Source organism: Labrys miyagiensis (genome assembly GCF_030160835.1).
GTDB lineage: Bacteria > Pseudomonadota > Alphaproteobacteria > Rhizobiales > Labraceae > Labrys > Labrys miyagiensis.
Genome location: NZ_BSPC01000071.1, coordinates 24,597 through 43,767, shown reverse-complemented (window position 1 = coordinate 43,767; position 19,171 = coordinate 24,597). Strand labels below are relative to the sequence as shown.

General features: G+C 66.1%; 16 protein-coding genes. 7 read left to right on the top strand and 9 right to left on the bottom strand.

Annotated features, from left to right (window positions below; all coding sequences use genetic code 11):
- Nucleotides 1–490: 490 nt before the first annotated feature.
- From QQL24_RS31915 to QQL24_RS31895, 5 genes are all read right to left on the bottom strand, one after another.
- Entirely contained in the window at nucleotides 491–1,006 is a 516-nt protein-coding gene (locus QQL24_RS31915; protein WP_284316350.1) for a gluconokinase, read from the bottom strand.
- Between the two features lie 139 nt (nucleotides 1,007–1,145).
- Nucleotides 1,146–2,369 (bottom strand): class I SAM-dependent RNA methyltransferase, encoded by a 1,224-nt coding sequence (locus tag QQL24_RS31910; RefSeq protein ID WP_284316349.1) that lies wholly within the window; start codon nucleotides 2,367–2,369, stop codon nucleotides 1,146–1,148.
- A 67-nt stretch (nucleotides 2,370–2,436) separates the two neighbouring features.
- Entirely contained in the window at nucleotides 2,437–3,177 is a 741-nt protein-coding gene (locus tag QQL24_RS31905) for a TlyA family RNA methyltransferase (protein WP_284316348.1), read from the bottom strand.
- On the bottom strand, nucleotides 3,177–5,096 hold the full coding sequence (dxs, locus tag QQL24_RS31900) for a 1-deoxy-D-xylulose-5-phosphate synthase (protein WP_431310786.1): 1,920 nt from the start codon (nucleotides 5,094–5,096) through the stop codon (nucleotides 3,177–3,179). Before dxs ends, QQL24_RS31905 begins: the two co-directional genes overlap by 1 nt.
- A gap of 36 nt (nucleotides 5,097–5,132) precedes the next feature.
- Nucleotides 5,133–5,381: an exodeoxyribonuclease VII small subunit gene (locus QQL24_RS31895; RefSeq protein WP_284316347.1), complete on the bottom strand. Its 249-nt coding sequence runs from the start codon at nucleotides 5,379–5,381 to the stop codon at nucleotides 5,133–5,135.
- A gap of 153 nt (nucleotides 5,382–5,534) precedes the next feature.
- On the opposite strand from QQL24_RS31895, the gene QQL24_RS31890 reads away from it, so the two are divergent.
- Complete coding sequence (locus tag QQL24_RS31890) at nucleotides 5,535–7,058, top strand: rhomboid family intramembrane serine protease (RefSeq protein WP_284316346.1); 1,524 nt, start codon at nucleotides 5,535–5,537, stop codon at nucleotides 7,056–7,058.
- Between the two features lie 86 nt (nucleotides 7,059–7,144).
- Here the strand turns inward: QQL24_RS31890 and QQL24_RS31885 are convergent, their stop codons facing one another.
- Nucleotides 7,145–8,470, bottom strand: coding sequence for a dihydroorotase (locus QQL24_RS31885; protein WP_284316345.1), 1,326 nt, complete (start codon nucleotides 8,468–8,470; stop codon nucleotides 7,145–7,147).
- A gap of 128 nt (nucleotides 8,471–8,598) precedes the next feature.
- On the opposite strand from QQL24_RS31885, the gene ygfZ reads away from it, so the two are divergent.
- Complete coding sequence (gene ygfZ, locus QQL24_RS31880; protein WP_284316344.1) at nucleotides 8,599–9,450, top strand: CAF17-like 4Fe-4S cluster assembly/insertion protein YgfZ; 852 nt, start codon at nucleotides 8,599–8,601, stop codon at nucleotides 9,448–9,450.
- Nucleotides 9,451–9,541: 91 nt separating this feature from the next.
- Here ygfZ and QQL24_RS31875 read toward each other — a convergent pair whose 3' ends face one another.
- Complete coding sequence (locus QQL24_RS31875) at nucleotides 9,542–10,549, bottom strand: LLM class flavin-dependent oxidoreductase (protein WP_284316343.1); 1,008 nt, start codon at nucleotides 10,547–10,549, stop codon at nucleotides 9,542–9,544.
- Between the two features lie 185 nt (nucleotides 10,550–10,734).
- Between QQL24_RS31875 and QQL24_RS31870 the strand changes: the two genes are divergently transcribed.
- Genes QQL24_RS31870 through QQL24_RS31860 form a run of 3 tightly spaced genes read left to right on the top strand, consistent with a single transcriptional unit; the run spans nucleotide 10,735 to nucleotide 12,477 of the window.
- Nucleotides 10,735–11,352 carry a DNA-3-methyladenine glycosylase I gene (locus QQL24_RS31870; protein ID WP_284316342.1) on the top strand — a complete coding sequence of 206 codons (618 nt, stop codon included), beginning with the start codon at nucleotides 10,735–10,737 and terminating at the stop codon, nucleotides 11,350–11,352.
- Nucleotides 11,353–11,357: 5 nt separating this feature from the next.
- A complete protein-coding gene (locus QQL24_RS31865; protein WP_431310788.1) occupies nucleotides 11,358–11,963 on the top strand; it encodes an HD domain-containing protein in 606 nt (201 codons plus the stop codon).
- Nucleotides 11,964–11,970: 7 nt separating this feature from the next.
- Nucleotides 11,971–12,477 (top strand): tyrosine phosphatase family protein, encoded by a 507-nt coding sequence (locus QQL24_RS31860; RefSeq protein WP_284316340.1) that lies wholly within the window; start codon nucleotides 11,971–11,973, stop codon nucleotides 12,475–12,477.
- 272 nt (nucleotides 12,478–12,749) lie between these two features.
- Here QQL24_RS31860 and QQL24_RS31855 read toward each other — a convergent pair whose 3' ends face one another.
- Together QQL24_RS31855 and QQL24_RS31850 are read right to left on the bottom strand one after the other, a co-directional pair.
- A complete protein-coding gene (locus QQL24_RS31855) occupies nucleotides 12,750–15,554 on the bottom strand; it encodes a DUF2339 domain-containing protein (protein WP_284316339.1) in 2,805 nt (934 codons plus the stop codon).
- 95 nt (nucleotides 15,555–15,649) lie between these two features.
- Nucleotides 15,650–17,035, bottom strand: a complete 1,386-nt coding sequence (locus QQL24_RS31850; protein ID WP_284316338.1) for a cell wall hydrolase — start codon at nucleotides 17,033–17,035, stop codon at nucleotides 15,650–15,652.
- 133 nt (nucleotides 17,036–17,168) lie between these two features.
- Between QQL24_RS31850 and QQL24_RS31845 the strand changes: the two genes are divergently transcribed.
- Complete coding sequence (locus QQL24_RS31845) at nucleotides 17,169–17,993, top strand: uracil-DNA glycosylase (RefSeq protein WP_284316354.1); 825 nt, start codon at nucleotides 17,169–17,171, stop codon at nucleotides 17,991–17,993.
- A 165-nt stretch (nucleotides 17,994–18,158) separates the two neighbouring features.
- A complete protein-coding gene (gene ypfJ, locus QQL24_RS31840) occupies nucleotides 18,159–19,088 on the top strand; it encodes a KPN_02809 family neutral zinc metallopeptidase (RefSeq protein WP_284316337.1) in 930 nt (309 codons plus the stop codon).
- Nucleotides 19,089–19,171 lie beyond the last annotated feature (83 nt).

The window sequence follows — 19,171 nt, the reverse complement described above, 5'->3', positions numbered from 1 at the left end:
CTGCCGCTTGGACAGGCTCTCGGGGTGGATGGAAGCGTTCGGGGTCGGGTTGTACCTCCGCCGGCCGCTGACGCCTCATTCCGGGAGAGATGAGAGCATGGGAACGAAAGAAAATCAATATTTGTTCTTCTTTCTCCCCACGTCACCAACGGCATGAGGCTTCGTTGGAGGCGCTCCTGGGACCGCAGGCGTCTCGCCTGCATCTTGGAAGCACGACGTAAGCCGGGAAGGTCGCAGCTTGGTGTGCCGGTCTTCAGACCGGCATCTTCCACATAGGCTCAGGTTCCACATAGGCTCAGGGCATGCAGTTACCGTGACATCGACTGTCGGCCGATGTCACAGAGAAGACCGGCACACCAATTTCGGCTTGCGCCCCGGACAACGGAAGAGGCAGGCGAGACGCCCGCGGTCCCAGGAGCGCCTTGACCGCCTGAGCCTTTTCGACTCGGCATGGCTTCCCTCGAATAAATTTGCGGTACCCTTTCTGGCGTCAGTCCAGCTGCCTCAACGCATCCGCCACGATGCCCTCGGGTGACTGATCGATCGACACCGTGATCGGCTTCTCGTCCGCGCCCGGCGGCTGCAGGGTGGCGAACTGGCTGTCGAGCAGGCTCGGCGGCATGAAGTGGTCCTTGCGCCTGGCGAGACGGGTGGCGATCAGTTCCTTGGTGCCTTCGAGATAGACGAAGCGCACGTCGGCATGGCCGTCGCGCAGGGCGTCGCGATAGATGCGCTTCAGGGCTGAGCAGGCGACGATGCCGTGCTGCCCCTTCGACCGGTGTTCGGCGATCCAGGCGGCGATGGCGGCGAGCCAGGGCCAGCGGTCCTCATCGGTAAGCGGGATGCCGGCATGCATCTTGGCGACATTGGCAGGCGAGTGGAAGGAATCGCCATCGCGAAAGGGCCAGCCGAGTTGCGCCCCGAGGTCCTCCCCCACCGTGCTCTTGCCGCTGCCGGAGACGCCCATGACAATGAGGGCGGTGGGGAGTGAGGACGACTCGGCCATGGCATTTCATCCGCAAGCGACTGGAGCACTCCCTTGGTAAGGGAGAGGTCCAGGAGGATGCAAGGGCCGCCCTGGTGTGCCGGCCTTCTTTCGTATTCTGCACAGTAGCGGGCATGCCGGTCTGAAGTCCGGCACACCATTAGCGCTCGAACACGCCCACCAGTTCCACATGCGCCGAATGGCGGAACTGGTCGACCGGCGTGACCTTCACGAGCTTGTAGCCGCCGGCGATCAGGATGACGGCGTCGCGGGCGAAGGTGGCGGGGTTGCAGGACACGCCGACGACGCGCTTGAGCTTGGCGGCGGCCAGGCGCCTGCTCTGCGCCTCCGCCCCGGCGCGCGGCGGATCAAACACCACCGCGTCGAACGGCTTCAGTTCATCCGCCAGCAGCGGGCGATGGAAGAGATCGCGGGCGGTGGCGGTGATCGGCTTCAAGCCCTGGGCGCGTTTTGCCGCCCCGTCGAGCGCCGCGATGGCCGCCTTATCGGAATCGAAGGCCTGGACCTGGCAGGTTGCAGCGAGCGCCAGGCCGAAGGTGCCGCAGCCGGCGAAGAGGTCAGCGACGCGCCTGGCGCCGATCAGCCCCTCCTGCACCAGGGCGGTCAGCGCCCTGTCGGCATCCGCCGTTGCCTGCAGGAAGGCGCCAGGCGGCGGTGAGACCTCGACACTGCCGAAGCGCACGACGGGCACCCGGCGCTCGATCACCACGTCGCCATGGTTGGAGAGCCGCGCGAGATCATAGCGGGCGGCCAGTTCCGCCAGCTTCAGCCGCATCTTGTCATCGATGCGGCCGGCCCCGCGGATGTCGCAGTCAAGGCCCGTGAGGGTCGCGGTCAGCACGATGTCGAGCGGCTTGCCGAGGCCGCGCAACTGCTTCTCAAGCGCCCGCACCGCCTCCAGGCCCTGATTGAGTTCGGGCACCAGGATCGGGCAGGCGTCGAGTTCGATCAGCTCATGCGAGCGTGCCTCGGCAAAGCCGACCTTGCCCTTGCGGGCATGCAGCGTGGCGCGCCGCCGCCCCCTGCCGTGGGCATCGACCAGGGGCTCGACCGGCACGTCGATGCCGGCCTGGCCGAGCGCCTCCACCACGAGGCCCCGTTTCCAGGCGTGGTAGGCTGGTTCGCTGAGATGCTGGATGGCGCAGCCGCCGCAGCGGGTGAAATGCGGGCAGAAGGGCTCGATGCGATCGGGGCTCGGCTCCTGCAGCGCGACGAGGCGGCCCCGCTCGCCCTGCACCTCTGCCTCGATACGCTCGCCCGACAGGGTGTAGGGCACGAAGACCGGCCCCTCCGCCACGCCATCGCCGCGATGGCCGAGCCGCTCGATGGTGAGCTGAACCAATGTGTCAGTTTGATGAATCACTCTCTCAACTTCTTGAAGCAGTGTTGCAGCGACTTGAATCACTCCCTGAAGAGTCCTCAGTCAATTCTCAATTTGATGGCGTAACCCGTTCGGCAGCCAGGAGAAATTCTCGATTGCCGTCTCCGCCCTCGATGGGCGAAGGCGCGATGCCGCGCACCGTCCAGCCGAGGTCGGAGACGAGCGAAGCGATGCGGTCGCACACTTCGCCGTGCACAGCCTCGTCCTTCACCACCCCGCCCTTGCCGACACGCTCGCGGCCCGCCTCGAATTGCGGCTTGATCAGCACGGCGAGATCGGCGCGGGGACCGGCCAGGGCCAGCGCCGCCGGCAGCACCAAAGCCAGCGAGATGAAGCTGACATCGGCGACCACCAGGTCGATGGCATCGGGCACCAGGCTGCGATCGAGCTGGCGGGCGTCGAGTCCCTCCAGCGAGACCAGCCGCCTGTCGTCGCGCAGGCTGGGATGGAGCTGGCCGCGGCCGACATCGACAGCGTAGACCTTGGCCACCTTGCGCCGCAGCAGCACGTCGCTGAAGCCACCCGTCGAAGCGCCGATGTCGAGCGCCACCCGCCCCTCGACAGGAATGGCGAAGGCGTCCAGCACATGCGCGAGCTTCACCCCACCGCGCGAGACGAAGGGGAAGGCCGCCTGGGCTTGGATGTCGACGTCCTCTTCCAGCGCTTCGGAGGCCTTGCGCACCGGCTTGCCGGCGGCGCTGACGAGGCCGGCGGCGATCGCCGCCTGCGCCTTGGCGCGGCTGTCGAAATGGCCGCGCTCCACCAGCAGCAGGTCGGCGCGCTTGCGCATCAGGCGCGCTTTGCGCCCGACACCGTGTCGCGCCCGAGGGCTGAGAGCGCCTTGACGACGATGCCGGCGGCATCGAGGCCGGCGCGGGCATACATCACTTCCGGCTTGTCCTGGTCGAGGAAGACGTCGGGCAGCACCAGGGAACGGAACTTCAGGCCGCGGTCGAAGACGCCAGCATCGGCCAGCAGATGGGCCACGAAGCTGCCGAAGCCGCCCACCGAGCCCTCCTCCACCGTCAGCAGCACCTCATGCTCCCGCGCAAGCCGCAGCACCAACTCCTCGTCGAGGGGCTTGGCGAAGCGGGCATCTGCCACCGTGGCCGAGAGCCCGAGCGCCGCCAGGTCCTCCGCCGCCTTGAGGCATTCGGCCAGGCGCGTGCCGAGGGAGAGCAGCGCAATGTTGGCGCCCTCGCGCAGCACCCTTCCCTTGCCGATCGGCAGGGGGATGCCGACCTCGGGCATCTCGACGCCCACACCCTCGCCGCGCGGATAGCGGAAGGCGATGGGGCCGCTGTCATGGGCGACGGCGGTCGCCACCATATGCACGAGCTCGGCTTCGTCGGCCGCCGCCATCACCACCATGTTGGGCAGGCAGCCGAGATAGGTGACATCGAAGGCCCCGGCATGGGTGGCGCCATCGGCCCCGACCAGGCCGGCGCGGTCGATCGGAAAGCGCACCGGCAGGTTCTGGATGGCGACATCGTGCACCACCTGGTCATAGCCGCGCTGCAGGAAGGTCGAATAGATGGCGCAGAACGGCTTGTAGCCCTCGCTGGCCAGGCCCGCGGCGAAGGTCACCGCATGCTGCTCGGCGATGCCGACATCGAACAGGCGCCGGGGGAAGGCCTGCTGGAAGAGATCGAGACCGGTGCCGGAGGGCATGGCGGCGGTGATGGCCACCACCTTCTCGTCCTTCTCGGCCTCCTTGACCAGGCTCTCGGCAAAGACGCGGGTATAGGCCGGCGCATTGGCCTTGGCCTTGACCTGCGCCCCGGTGATCACGTCGAACTTGACCACGCCGTGATATTTGTCGGCCGATTCCTCGGCCGGGCCGTAGCCCTTGCCCTTCTGGGTGACGACATGCACCAGCACGGGACCGTCGGCCTGGTCACGCACATTCTTGAGCACAGGCAGGAGGTGGTCGAGATTATGGCCGTCGATCGGGCCGATATAATAGAAGCCGAGTTCCTCGAACAGCGTGCCGCCGGTCCAGAAGGCCCGGGCATATTCCTCGGTGCGGCGGGCCTTGTCGTAGAAGAACCTCGGCAGGCGCTTGGCCAGCATCTTGCCGAAATCGCGCAGGTTCTTGTAGGTGCTGCCCGAGACCAGGCGGGCGAGATAGGCCGACATCGCCCCCACCGGCGGGGCGATCGACATGTCGTTGTCGTTGAGGATGACGATCAGGCGCGAGCCGAGGGCACCGGCATTGTTCATCGCCTCATAGGCCATGCCGGCCGACATCGCACCGTCGCCGATCACGCAGATGACATTGTTGGCGCGCCCACCGAGATCGCGGGCCGCCGCCATGCCCAGCCCCGCCGAGATCGAGGTCGAGGAATGGGCGGCGCCGAAGGGGTCGTATTGGCTCTCGCTGCGCTTGGTGAAGCCCGACAGGCCGCCCGGCTGGCGCAAAGTGCGAATGCGCTCGCGCCGGCCGGTCAGGATCTTGTGCGGATAGGCCTGGTGGCCGACATCCCAGATCAGCCGGTCCTGCGGCGTGTCGAACACGGCATGGAGGGCGACCGTCAGCTCGACCACGCCGAGGCCGGCGCCCAGATGCCCGCCCGTCACCGAAACGGCGCTGATCGTCTCCTGCCGCAGTTCGTCCGCTACCTGCTGCAGCTTATCCTCTGGGACAAGACGCAGATCCGCGGGTGAATGGATGGTGTCGAGCAGGGGTGTAGAAGGAATGTGTGCCAAAGTGTTCACCAAAAAAGCCGTGGAAGCCGTGCGAAATCAGGCTTCGGGCAGTGGTTCGAGGCCGGCTGGTTTGCCTTCGGCATCCAGGCGGATCTTGTCGACCTTGGCTTCAGCCACCTTCAGCAACCGGTCGCAATGGGCTTTGAGCTGCTCGCCCCTGCCGAACAGCGTGATCGATTCTTCCAGCGGCACATTGCCGCCTTCGAGGCTACGCACGATCTGCTCAAGTTCGGCGAGTGCTTTTTCGAAGCTGAGCGTTGCAATATCGGACGGCTTTTCGGCCATAACCAACCTGTCACATGAAAAATTTTTCTCTCTATAGCCCCTTCTGCCACCTTAGATAAAGAAAAAGCCGTGCAGGCTCAATCGTCGTGCAGTGCATAAGAGGCTTGCCGCCGTCGAGTTGCGGCGCACAGCCAGTTCCGGCAAAAGCCCCCTATGGACCTGCAGATCTTCCTGGCGCTCTCCGCTGCTTCCTTCGCCGCCGTCGTCATCGGCCAGATGGTGATCACCGAGAGCCACCGTGTTCCTGGCACCGGACGCATGTTCGCGCTGCTGAGCCTGGTGATCCTTGTCGCGGTCGCCGGCTATTGGCTTCTACCTGGGGTCTACGGCTATTTGACGGTCCTGGCGCTGGCACTGGTCTATGCTCCCGGCCTTCTGATGCTGAAGGCGCAGCGTGAGACGATAGCAGGCCGAAGCATCTCCGCTGCGCGGCTGTCCGGCCTCGCCGTGCTGCTCCATCCCGATCGCACCACCCGCTACACTGCGGCGCTTTTCTCGGCCGTGGCCCGTCCGACGCCGCAGGAGCGCGTGGAGGCCCTGACGGCGATGAGATCCACGGTGGCGGGGCCCGAGGCACTCATGCTCGAGCTCCAGATCCTGAGGCAGCAAGGCGACTGGCCCGGCATGGTCGATTTCCTGCGCAGCCACAGCGTACCGCTCGTCGGCGACGCCGTCCTCTTCCCGATCCGGGCGCTGGGCGAAACCGGGCAGCTCGATGCGCTCGTGCAGACCTATGCGGCCCATCGCACCACGCTGGGACGATCGCACGTCCCACTGATGATCATGCTCGCCTTCTGCGGCAGGGTGGATGCCGTTGCCGCACTCCTGCCCACCCTCAGCATCCTGCCGCCGGTGGTGAAAGCCTTCTGGCATGCGACCGCGCTGCAGGCGGCCGGGCGTTTCGACGAGGCCCGCCGCCTCCTGGAGACGTTCGATCCGGCAGCACTCACCGACATCCAGCGGGAAATGATCGCCGCGCGCCTGAAACGTCCTGTGGTCGAGGCTGCCCCTCTGCTGTCCCCCGCCGCGGCGCAGCAGTTGGACATGATGGCGATGCGCGCCGGCCGCGACGCCCCCCTCAGGCAGGCGGACTGGCGGCGCACGCCACTCACCTATCTCCTGATTCTCGCCAATTGCGTGATGTTCGGCGTGGAGATGTTCGTCGGCGACAGCCAGGACACCCAGACCCTGTACGATCTCGGGGCCTTGTGGCCACCCGACGTCATCCACGACCAGCAATGGTGGCGGCTCGTCAGCGCCATGTTCCTCCATGCCGGACCGGAGCATCTGATCAGCAACATGTTCGCGCTCTGGGTCCTCGGCCGCTTCGTCGAGATCGGCATGGGCACCTGGCGCATGGCGGTGATCTATGGCGTGGGCGGCCTCATCTCCATGGCCGGTGTGGTTGGGCTGACGGCGGCCGGCCTCACCGAACCGAATCTGCTCGTCGGCGCCTCGGGAGCGATCTTCGCCCTGTTGGGCGCCATCGCCCTGCAACGCCTGACGGATTTCCTTGCCACCCGCACGGTCGCGGACCGGCGCAACCTCAGCATGGTGGGGCTGGTGCTGGTGCTGCAGGCCGGCATCGATCTTGCCCTGCCGCAGATCAGCTTCACCGCCCATCTGATCGGATTGCTGGCGGGCATCGCGCTGGGCTGGATATTGAAGCGGCGGTGAACCTGGGAGCGCGGACGTCTCGTCCGCTCTTGGAGACGGTTCGCTTTACGACAAAGGAAGAGCGGACGAGACGTGCGCGCTCCCAGTCACGCCGTCCAGAACTTCACCGGCTCGCCGCGCGAATGCTCGTCTAGCGAGCCTTCCCACATCACCCTCGCTCCGCGCACGATGGTGCCCACCGGCCAGCCGGTGACCGTCATCCCCTGATAGGGCGTCCATCCGCATTTGGAGGCGATCCATTCGTTGCGGATGGTCTCCTGGCGCTTCATGTCGACGATGGTGAGATCGGCGTCATAGCCGACCGCGATGCGTCCCTTGCCGGCGATGCCGAAGATCCGGTTCGGGCCGTGGCTGGAGAGATCGACGAAGCGCTCCAGGCTCAACCGGCCCTTGTTCACATGGTCGAGCATCAGGGGCACCAGGGTCTGCACGCCGGTCATGCCGGACGGCGATTCCGGATAGGGCTTGGCCTTCTCCTCCAGCGTGTGCGGCGCATGGTCGGAGCCGAGCACGTCGACGATGCCCTGCTGCACGCCGTGCCAGACGCCGTTGCGGGCATGGGCATCGCGCACGGGCGGGTTCATCTGCACAAGCGTGCCAAGCTTTTCATAGGCTTCGGGGCCGGCGAGCGTCAGGTGATGCGGCGTCGCCTCGCAGGTCACCAGGCGCTTGTGCTCGGCAAGGAAGGGGATCTCCTCCGCCGTCGAGATGTGCAGGACATGGATGGGCGCCCCGGTCTCCTCGGCGATGCCGACGAGGCGGCGCGTGCAGTTGAGCGCGGCCTCGACGTCGCGCCAGACCGGATGCGAGGAGGCATCGCCGGGCACGCGCAGGTCGCGCCGCTCGCGCAGGCGGTACTCGTCTTCCGAATGGAAGGCGGCGCGGCGGCGGGTGTACCTGAGGATCTCGCGTACGCCCTCGTCGTCCTCCACCAGCAGCGAGCCGGTGGACGAACCCATGAAGACCTTGATGCCGGCCGCCGCCGGCAGGCGCTCGAGTTCGCCGACATGCCTTGCGTTCTCGCGCGTGCCGCCCACCCAGAAGGCGAAATCGCAATGCATGCGATGCTGCCCGCGCTTGACCTTGTCGGCCAGCGTCTCGGGCGAGATGGTGAGCGGATCGGTGTTCGGCATCTCGAACACCGCGGTGACGCCACCCATCACGGCAGCACGTGAGCCCGATTCGAGGTCTTCCTTATGGGTCGGTCCCGGCTCGCGGAAATGCACCTGGCTGTCGATCACGCCAGGCAGGATGGTAAGGCCCGTGCAGTCGACGACCTCACCCGCGCTGGCCTGGGAGAGATCGCCCAGCGCGGTGATGCGGCCGTCCTTGACGCCGACATCGCCCTGGTGCCGGCCGTCATGGTTGACGATTTCGCCATGCCTGAAGATGCGGTCGAAGGTCTGGGTCACGGTCGGCTCCTGAAAACAACCGCCCCCTTCTCCCCCAGAGCGCCTTGCGTTTCAATCGGCAATCTGCCGCCCCTTCACGGCGCGCATAGGGATTGCCATATAGGGAAGGCCCAAAAGGACCACCTGTAATGATCCATCTGCCCGACCGTGCCGTGCTCCGCCTTAGCGGCGAGGATGCGAACTCCTGGCTCGCCAACCTCGTCACCTGCGACATTGCCGGGCTCAAACCGGGCGGGGGACGCTGGGGCGCGCTGCTGACGCCGCAGGGAAAGATCCTGTTCGATTTCCTGGCCACCACCGACGAGGACGGCCGCCTCTATCTCGATACGGACCGCGGCAAGGCGGGCGACTTTGCCAAGCGTCTAAGTTTTTACAGGCTGCGGGCCAAGGTCGCGGTGGAGGACCTGTCGGAAGGCTGGAGCGTGCATGCGGCGCTTCCTCCAGGGATCACCCCTGGAGCCGATGCCATCGCCTTTGCCGATCCGCGTCACCCCGGTCTTGGCCAGCGCATCCTGATGCCGGCAGCGGGCGTTGTGGATGAAGCCGCGGTCGCCGCCTATCACGCCCGCCGCATCGGCCTCGGCATTCCCGAAGGCGGCAAGGACTTCGCCTTCGGCGATACTTTCCCGCATGAGGCGCTGATGGACATGCTCGATGGCGTCGACTTCAAGAAGGGCTGCTATGTCGGCCAGGAGGTCGTCAGCCGCATGCAGCACCGCGGCACCGCCCGCACCCGCATCCTGCCGGTGACGGCCAAATCTCCCCTGCCCGCCACCGGCACCGAGATCCGCATCGGCGACAAGCCAGCCGGCACGCTCGGCTCCTCCGCCGGCTCGCGCGGTCTCGCCTTGTTGCGGCTCGACCGGGTGGAGGAAGGCGCGCAGAAGGGCGAGACGCTGAAGGCCGATGAGATCGAGCTTATGGTGGCGAAGCCTGGTTGGTGGAAGGCGCCGGCGGAAGCTCAGAAGGCGAGCGCCTGACTGGGAGCGCGGACATCTTGTCCGCCCCTCGGAACCACCACTTTTTTCACCAGAAGGGAAGAAGCGGACAAGATGTCCGCGCTCCCAGTATTTACGCCATGCTCGCTTCCGCCGGCGCGATCGCCACATCGGCGAGGATCTCGTAGGAGCGCAGGCTCTTTTTGAAATCGTAGATCATGCTGGTGGCGATGATCTCGTCGGCGCCTGTGCGCGCGATGAACTCGTCAAGACCCGCCTTCACGGCCTTGGGCGAGCCGACCACGGACGAGAAGCGGCTCTGGCGCAGCACGGCCTGGCCGACGGCATCGAGCGTCTCCTCATAGTTCTCAACCGGCGCCGGGATCTGGCCGGGCCTGCCGGTGCGCAGGTTGACGAAGGACTGGAGCCGTGTGCTCTGCAGGAATTTCGCTTCCTCGTCCGTCTCGGCGGCCACGACATTGACCCCGAGCATCACATAGGGCTTGTCGAGATGCTCGGAGGGCTCGAAGCGGCGGCGATAGATTTCGACGGCGCCTTCGAGGTCCGCGGCAGCGAAATGCGAGGCGAAGCCGAAGGGCAGGCCCAGCATGGCGGCAAGCTGGGCGCCGAACAGGCTCGACCCCAGGATCCAGACCGGCACGTTAAGCCCCGCGCCCGGCACTGCCTGCACGCGCTGCTCGGGCTCGGCCGGGCGGAAATAGCTCATCAGCTCGATGACGTCGCGCGGGAAGGCGTCGATATCAGCATTGAGGTTGCGACGGAGCGCATGGGCCGTAATCTGGTCGGTGCCCGGCGCGCGGCCGACACCGAGATCGATGCGGCCGGGATAGAGCGCGGCCAGCGTGCCGAAGGCTTCCGCCACCATCAAGGGCGCATGGTTGGGCAGCATGACGCCACCCGAGCCGAGCCGGATCGTCTTCGTGCCCTCGGCGACATGGGCCAGCGCCACCGCCGTCGCCGCGCTGGCGATCCCTGGCATGTTGTGATGCTCGGCCATCCAGAAACGCTTGTAGCCGAGCTTCTCGGCATGGCGGGCCAGTTCGCGTGAATTGTTGAGGGCCTGGCCGGGCGTGCTGCCGACGGAGACGGGCGAAAGATCGAGGAGCGAAATCGGGGTCATGAAAAACTGCGGGATGAAATGAGGAAGGTCAGGCTGATATAGGGGCTGGAGGCGGTGAGGCAATGGTCCGGTGTGCCGGTCTTCAGACCGGCATGCCCTCAGCGGATGAGGTTCCATGCCGGTCTGAAGACCGGCACACCAAGCCGCCCCTTCCCGAGTCGTCCTCCTCGTGGCAAAGAGAGGCGATGGAACGTACAGCCATCCTTCACGACGACGGCAAGTGGCGCTGCCCCTGGCCCGGCACCGATCCCTTCTATGTCGCCTATCACGACGAGGAATGGGGCGTGCCTGAATATGACGGCCGCGCGCTCTACGAGAAGCTGATCCTCGACGGTTTCCAGGCGGGCCTGTCCTGGATCACCATCCTGCGCAAGCGCGAACGCTTTCGCGAGGTCTTCGACGGCTTCGAGCCCGGCAAGATCGTGCATTACGGCCCCGAGAAAGTCGCGGCGCTGATGGCCGACCCCGGCATCATCCGCAACAAGGCCAAGGTCGAAGGCACCATCATCGGCGCCAGGCTCTGGCTCGAGATCGAGGAGAAGCAGGGCTTCTCGCGCTATCTATGGGACTTCCTGGATGGCAAGCCGGTCCAGAACATGCCCCGCGCGATCGGCGAAGTGCCAGCCGAGACGCCACTCTCCCAGACGATCTCCAAGGACCTGAAGTCGCGCGGCTTCAAATTCGTCGGCCCCACCATCGTCTATGCCTTCATGCAGGCGGTGGGCATGGTCAACGACCATCTGGTCGACTGCTTCCGCCATGCCGAATGCGCTGAGCTGGGCCGTAAGGGCCATCCGGGCTGATCATGATGCGCGACAAGGCTACAACCAAGCACAGGGCCTGGCAGCGCATGTTGTCGGGACGCCGGCTCGATTTGCTCGATCCCTCCCCGCTCGATGTCGAAATCGAGGACATCGCCCATGGCCTCGCCCGTGTCGCCCGCTGGAACGGCCAGACCAGCGGCAACGCCATCTTCTCGGTGGCGCAGCACAGCGTGCTGGTGCTCGACGTGCTCGATGCCATGGAGCCCGGCCTGCCGGAGACGACGCGGCTGATGGTGCTCCTGCATGACGCGCCCGAATATGTGATCGGCGACATGATTTCGCCCTTCAAGGCGGTTATCGGCGAGAGCTACAAGGGGGTGGAGGCGCGCCTGCTCGGCGCCATCCATCTGCGTTTCGGCCTGCCGGCGGTGACGCCGTCAGCGATCAAGGCGCTCACCAAGAAGGCCGACAAGGTCGCGGCCTTCCTGGAGGCGACGCAGCTCGCCGGCTTCGGCATCGAGGAATCCTGCCGCATCTTCGGCGATCCGCGCCCGCTGCCTGGGACGATGGATGGGGTCAGGCTGGAGCCCCTGCCCGCCTCCGAGGCGCAAAAAATGTTTCTTGATCGATTTGTCCAGATTTTTCGGTAAGCCGCCCATGCAAATCAATGTCTGCTCGCTCTCCCTGCTCGACGCCACCGTGATGGCCACCGGCGCCCGGCAGATCCTGACCCTGCTCAATGTGGGCACCAAAGTCGTGCGGCCTGCCACGGTGGAGGAGAGGATGCATCTCTTCCTCGGCATGAACGACATCATCGAGATGGCCGACGGGCAGATTCTGCCGGGCGAAGACCACCTGTCGCAATTGCTGCGCTTCGTCACCGCCTGGGACCAGACCACGCCGCTGGTGGTGCATTGCTTTGCCGGCGTCAGCCGCTCCACCGCCGCTGCCTTCACCACGGCCTGCGCCCTCAATCCGCATCTTGACGAGATGGAGCTGGCCCAGACCATCCGCCGACTCTCGCCGACCGCGACGCCCAACAAGCGCATCGTGGCCCTCGCCGATGCCCGCCTCAAGCGCCAGGGACGCATGATCGCCGCCATCGATGCGATCGGCCGCGGCGAGGATTGCTTCGAGGGCGTGCCGTTTGCGCTGACGTTGTGAGGCACCCGATCGGCGGATTTTCGAATGGATGTAGACAAGATCGAAAAAATCTTGACTTCCCAGAATAGCTTACGGCGGGTTGTCATCATCAGGCGTGAGGACGGCACCTATTCGACGCGAGAGGAGTATTGGTATCGCAACGAATATGAAGGTGTCGTCATCGCGGAAGGCTGGGCTCCGCTACCAGCCGAGCCAAGCTTCTACCCAACCGCGGAAATTGCGGAGCGAGAGGCGCTCCTAGCCTACATCTGCCTGAGAAGTGATAACCGGCCTCAAATGCCTTGCTTGCCTTCCGCCACTCTCTTGCCGAACAGCAGGCGCTGATAGACCAGCCCGATGCCGATCAGCGCCACGCCGAGTCCGATGAAGGAGAGCGCCCGCCAGATGCCTTCGAGTTCGGAGAGGTCGAACAGGAAGGCCTTGATCACGGCCAGCATGATGACGATGGCCGAGGCAAGGCGGATGGGCATCGCCTTCGCCCAGATGCCGATCGCCAGCAGGGCGATGCCGTAGAGCAGCCAGGCGATGGTGTAGCCCCAGTTTTCCGGCGAGGAGAGAGCCTCGAAGCCCGGCAGGCCGCCGGTGAAGATCTTGCGCACTTCCAGCGTGACATAGAAGAAGCCGAGCACGAAGGCGGTGACGCCGCACAGCGCGCGGAAGATTGCCTTGTCGATATGGGGACCGACGCCCTGCCCGTACCAGCGCCAGGCGAGAGCCGCGCCCGCCGCAGCCAGGCCCGGCAGCACGTAGCCGGGCAGCAGCTCGTTGAAGAGAATGCCGCCGGCGACAGGCATGTCGCTTACCTGGGGATTGGCTGTTACCAGCGGCCCGACCAGGGTCGTACAAAGCCCTACAATGGTGACGACTGGTGCCGCCAGACGATAAACGGGACTGCTTGTCGAAGCGGAGCGATAGACCAGCACCGTCGCGACCACAAAGGCGAGCATAGAGTAGAGGCCGGCCTCCGCCAGGCTCATACCGGGATGGAGGGCCTCCTCCGGGCCGCGCACGGTGAGGCGGATCGCAAGGACCGCCGCTGTGGCCGCGAGGAGGATCGCACCGAAATCGAGGATGACTGCCGGCGTATCGACACGGCTGCGCCGCAACCACACGCCGCCGCCGTAGATCGCCGCCGCCGGGATGGCATAGCGCAGCGCGATGTCCTGCCAGCCGGGGAAGCCGTCGAGGACACCGCCCGCCAGCATCCAGGCGCCGCCGAGGCGGGCAAGGACGAGGAGCACGAAGCCGGCGGCGCACCAGCGCAGGGCCGGCAGAGGCCGTAGTGTGGAGACCCAGGCGGCGCCGAGGGCCGACAGGCCGAAAGCAAGCGTCAGCGGTGAATCCGCAATCACGAAGGCAAGCGTCAGCGCCACTGCGCTGCAGCTCGCGACGGCATGCAGCGACGAGCCTGCGCCCGGTATCGCCACGTTGGCGTGTGCAGGCGCGGTCCGCGCCTCGAGGCGCAGGAAGCGCTCGGTGGTGAAGGCGAACAGCAGCGCGAGCCCCGCCGCGACGGCGCCGAAGGGCAGGCTTTCCCGGAAGCTTTCAATGCGCAGATAGGCGGTCGCCAAGGCGAAGATCGGAGTTCCCGCACCGGCCAGTGCCAGGGCGAAAGCCGGCTGCAGCGCCCGCGGCTGGCGCATCAGGCTTGATGTCGTCGCCGCGAACAGGGCCACGGCGGGAATGATCGCCATTTCCAGATAGGCCTGCAGCGCATCCGGCATCAGGAAAGGCAGATAGAGATGGCCGGGAACCAGCATCATCGGCTCGGCGGCAAGCTGGCTGTCGATCGGCCAGATCCACAGGCAGACGACAGCCGCAATGCCGGCGATCACTGCTGCGGGAGCCATCGCGTCAAAAACAAGAGCGCTGGCAAGCGCCACCGCCACCACGATCAGCAGGGTCGCCAGCGAGGTCTGCGAGAAGAAATCGGCATCGGCAAAGGCCAGCGCCAGCACCGCAAGTCCGGCCAGCGCCCCCGCGCCTACCCAGTCGAAGCTCTGATAGGTCTTGCCGCGATGAGGCTCATAGACCAGGACGGCCCCGATCAGCAGCGCCAGCGCCAAAGTGAAGGCGGCCACCGGGCTCGGATCGTCTCCCATCATGTTGATCAGCAGGGCGCCATAGAGCAGCGCCGCCACGCTGGCCGTCACCGCCAGCCAGCGCCAAAGACGGGCGCGCGACAGCACGAAGGCGGCGGCCGTTACCACCAGCACGAAGAGCGCCAGGGCCCACGGGCTCGGCTGGCTGGTGGAGACCAGCAAGGGCGTGCCATAGGCGCCGACAAGGCCGAGACCGGCGAGCCCCGGTCCGTGCAGGGCTGCCGCATACATGGTGCCGACGCCGACTGCGCCGAGCAGGATGAAGGCCTGGGCCGGGCTGAGGAAACCATACACCGCATAGGCCGCATAGATGGTGGCGAACAGCGCGACCGTGCCGGCCGCCGTGACCACGCCTGGAATATAGGCGGCCCCGATCCCGGCCGGGGCGGCAGGGCGGCGGCGCAGATATTCGCCCCCCGCAATCAGGGCGAGCGCGAAGAGAAGACCGGCGATGATACGGGCGGCCGGACCGATCAGGTCCTCTTCGATGGCATAGCGCACCAGGAACGCACCGCCGAGCGCCAGCGCCACGCCGCCGACCCAGACCGCCCAGCGCGTGCCGAGACGCTCTTCGAGGCTGATCGACGCGCGTGCAGGCGCGGCTTGCCGGGCGGCGATCGGAGGCGACAGGGCGGGGATATCGGTTTCCTCCCCCTCCATTGTCGGTTTTGGCGGCAAGACGGGCGGAACCGGCGTGACGGGTTGCGATTCCGGCGCCGGGGTGGCCTTGGGCGCATCGGGCGGCACGGTTGCAACGGGAACTGGGATCGATGACTCGCGCAGCGTGTCGGTGGTTGGAGGTTTCGCCGTCGCCTGCACCGCCGAATGCTGGGACCGCAACTGCCCAACCTGATCTTCCAATTGTCGAACCCGGCGCTTCAGCCCGAGCGCCATGACGAAGCTCGCGATCGCCAGCACCGGGAAGGCGATCGCCACGAGAATAACCAGCAGGATCAGAATGACATCATCGGACATGCTTCTGCTTATGCCGGAATCGAGGACTTTTGTATGCCGCCGGTTACACAGCCTGTGGATGCAGACGGATCAGCCAGCCATCACATCGGGAAATGTCACGCCCACCATTTCACGCGATAGAAGATGTGCTTGCCGATCTTGTCCTTTTCCGTCATGTCGCGCACCCAGCGCGGGCGGACGTAGTTGGCGTGGTAATGCGTGGCATTGCCGACTTCGGGGATCCAGTCCTTGGCGTTCATCACACGTTCGGCGATGACGAGTGCCTGGTCCCAAGGCTCCTTCTCGGTGACTTTGTCGGCCGTGAGGTCGCAGGCGAAGGAGAACTGGCAGCCGCCATAGCGATGGTTGCTGGCGCCCTGATAGACGACGTCGCAGATATTCTTGGGATAGAAGGGCGAGCGCAGGCGGTTGATGATCACCTGGGCCACCGCTACCTGCCCTTCCCGGCTTTCGCCGCGCGCCTCGAAATAAATGGCGGTGGCAAGGCAGATCTGGCCCTTGGTGAAGGCGACGGGCGGCAGGTCGAGTGGGCGCGGCTTGCCGTCGTCGAAGCCGGGCAGGCCTGCGATGCGCGATTTCTTCTGGGCGTCCGTCAGGCCTTCGTCATCACCGATATCCGGCAGGTCCTGGGCGTCATCCGGCGTGGTCGGCTGCACGCTGGCAAGGGTGACCGTGGGCTGTGTTGCGGCGGGGTCAGCCATCGCCAGCTCGACCGGCGCCGTCTCGTCCGAGCGCGTGGTGCCGCTGTTGAGGCTGGCAAGGTCCGGGCGGCTGGCGGCCGGGGAAGTGCCGCCCGTCGGCGCCAGCGAATGATCGAGCGGCACCGCGCCATCGCTGCCGCCGAGATCGAGGTCGGCCGTCATCAGCCGCTCGGCCATGCGGGTGGCGACGATGGAGTTCAGCCGGGTCGGCCGGAACTGCTGCAGCCCTTCCGCCGTCGCCGGTGGCTGGAGCTTGCGGGACACCCGCGCCATCGGCTTGGCCCCGCTGCGCGGCATGAAGAAGATGTCGGCGCCATAGGCCATGTAGGCGGCATTCTCCACCGGCCCGCGCTCGGGATTGAGGTCGCCCTTGGCGGCGCGCATCACGGTCGGCCAGCCCTCGGCATTCTTTTTCATGCCGTCATGGATGGGCGCGCTGCGCGGGCCGCCATCGGCGGGAGGGTCCGCAAGGTCGTCGCTATCAGGCGTCAGCACCAGCGAGGCCGGCGTGGCGCGCAGGACGAAGCCGTTGCTGCCATCCCTGGATTTCGGCGCCGCGCTCATATCGGCGAGGCTGAGCTGCGGCATGCCGAACAGGCCGGCCTCGACGACACGCGCCGAGCGCACGCCGAACAAGCCGACAGGCCTGTCGAGCGCGCTATGCAGGCTGGCGGTGACGGTCGGACCCGCCTGAACGGCCGTGCAACGGCGATAGATCATCGCGCTTGTCGCGCCGGCACATAGCAGCAGGGCGATGACGACAGGCCGGCGCAGAAACATCCACGGAGCTCACGAGTTGGAACCGCAAGGCGAAGCAGTGAGCCCATTGATGATGCATTAACCTTGATGGGGGGTTAACGTAACGCACAAGACGGTTCAAACCGGCACGGCTTTGTTCTATCCTTCAACCATGATGTCCCTGCCCATCCCGCCGGAAGAAGTCGTCGCGCTGCTGCGCTGGTACGCCGACATGGGCGTTGACACGGCCATCTCGGACGAACCGGTCGACCGTTTCGCCGAAAGCGCGGTTCCCGCTCGCCCGGTTGCCGTGGCGGTTCGTCCCGCAGAAGCGCCCCGCCCGGCTGCATCCCCACGGCTCGCCTCGCCCGCCGCAGCCCTGCTGACCGCCACGCCCGATACGGTCGAGCTGGCGGCCCGCGAACAGGCCCGCAGCGCCCGAACGCTGGACGAATTGCGCGAGATTCTCGACCGTTTCGAAGGCTGCGCGCTCAAGGCGACGGCGAGCCGACTCGTCTTCGCCGATGGCGCGCCGGATGCCGACATCATGTTCATCGGGGAAGCGCCGGGGCGCGACGAGGACATCCAGGGCAAGCCTTTCGTCGGACGTTCCGGCCAGTTGCTCGACCGCATGCTGGCCGCCATCGGCCTCGACCGCACCCGGACCTATATCGCCAACGTCGTGCCTTGGCGCCCGCCCGGCAACCGCGATCCGACACCGCAGGAGACCACGATCTGCCGTCCCTTCATCGAGAGGCAGATCGAGCTGGTCGATCCCAAGATTCTCGTCTGCCTCGGCGCCCGCAGCGCGCAGGCTTTGCTGGGGGTCACCGACGGTATCCTGAAGCTGCGCGGGCGCTGGCTGGAGCACGAGATCGGCGGCCGTCGCATTCAGGCAATGGCAACCTTGCATCCGGCCTATCTGCTGCGCCAGCCTGTTCAGAAACGCCTGGCCTGGCGCGATTTTCGCGCCATCCGGGCCGCGCTCGAACAACCCTAATTTCCGCGATTGAGGAAAACTTATTTTCCTTACGGAAGTACGCACTAAGACACTGGCAACGGGCTTTGCGAAACCCTAGGTTTACAGTTAAGCCTTGAGCGGCTGGAACGAACAGGCATGCGGGACCGCGAGACGGCCGGCATGGAGGGATCAGGAGACAGGGCCATGAAGCTCGACGATATGCGCGCCTCCGACAATGTCGAGGATCGCCGTGGTGACGACGGTGGCGGCTTGGGCGGCGGCGGTGGTGGTTTTCCAGGCGGACGCGGCACCATCGGCCTCGGCGGCCTGGTGATCGTGGCAGCGCTCTATTTCCTGGTCGGCCCGGATGCGGCGATGAACGCCCTGCAGAGCCTCAGCGGTGGCGGCCAGCCCCAGGTCCAGCAGCAACAGCAGCCCTCAAGGCAGACGGCCGGCGGTGGGGCCGACGATGCCTCGGGCCAGTTCGTGCGCAAGATCCTCGGCTCAACCGAAGACACCTGGACGGAGTTGTTCAAGGAGCAGGCCGGCGGGCGCAGCTATACGCCCACCGAGCTCGTGCTGTTCAGCGGCGCCACCAGCTCGGCCTGCGGTACGGCGCAATCGGCCATGGGCCCCTTCTACTGCCCCAATGACAAGAAGGTCTATCTCGACACCGAGTTCTTCGACGAGATGCGCAACCGCTTCAACGCCTGCCCGGCCGGCCAGGGCGCCTGCGCCTTCGCGCAGGCTTATGTGATTGCGCATGAAGTCGGCCATCACGTCCAGGATCTGCTCGGCATCCTGCCCAAGGTGCACCAGGCCCAGCAGCAGACCGACGATGCCGGCGCCAACGCCCTCTCGGTTCGCCTTGAACTCCAAGCCGACTGCCTGGCCGGCGTGTGGGCCAACCGCACCCAGCAAAACTTCAAGTTCATCGAGCAAGGCGACGTCGAAGGCGCGCTGCAGACGGCCCAGGCCATCGGCGACGACATGCTGCAGAAGAAGGCCCAGGGCTATGTCGTGCCCGACAGCTTCACCCACGGCACCTCGGCCCAGCGCCAGCGCTGGTTCACCACCGGCCTGAAGAGCGGCCAGATCAACGCCTGCAACACGTTTAACTCGGCGCAGTTGTAACCTGGGAACGCGGACGTCCCGTCCGCTCTTGAACCGCTTCGGTGTGAAAAAAGGGCGCAACCGCTGAGGTTTGCGCCCTATTT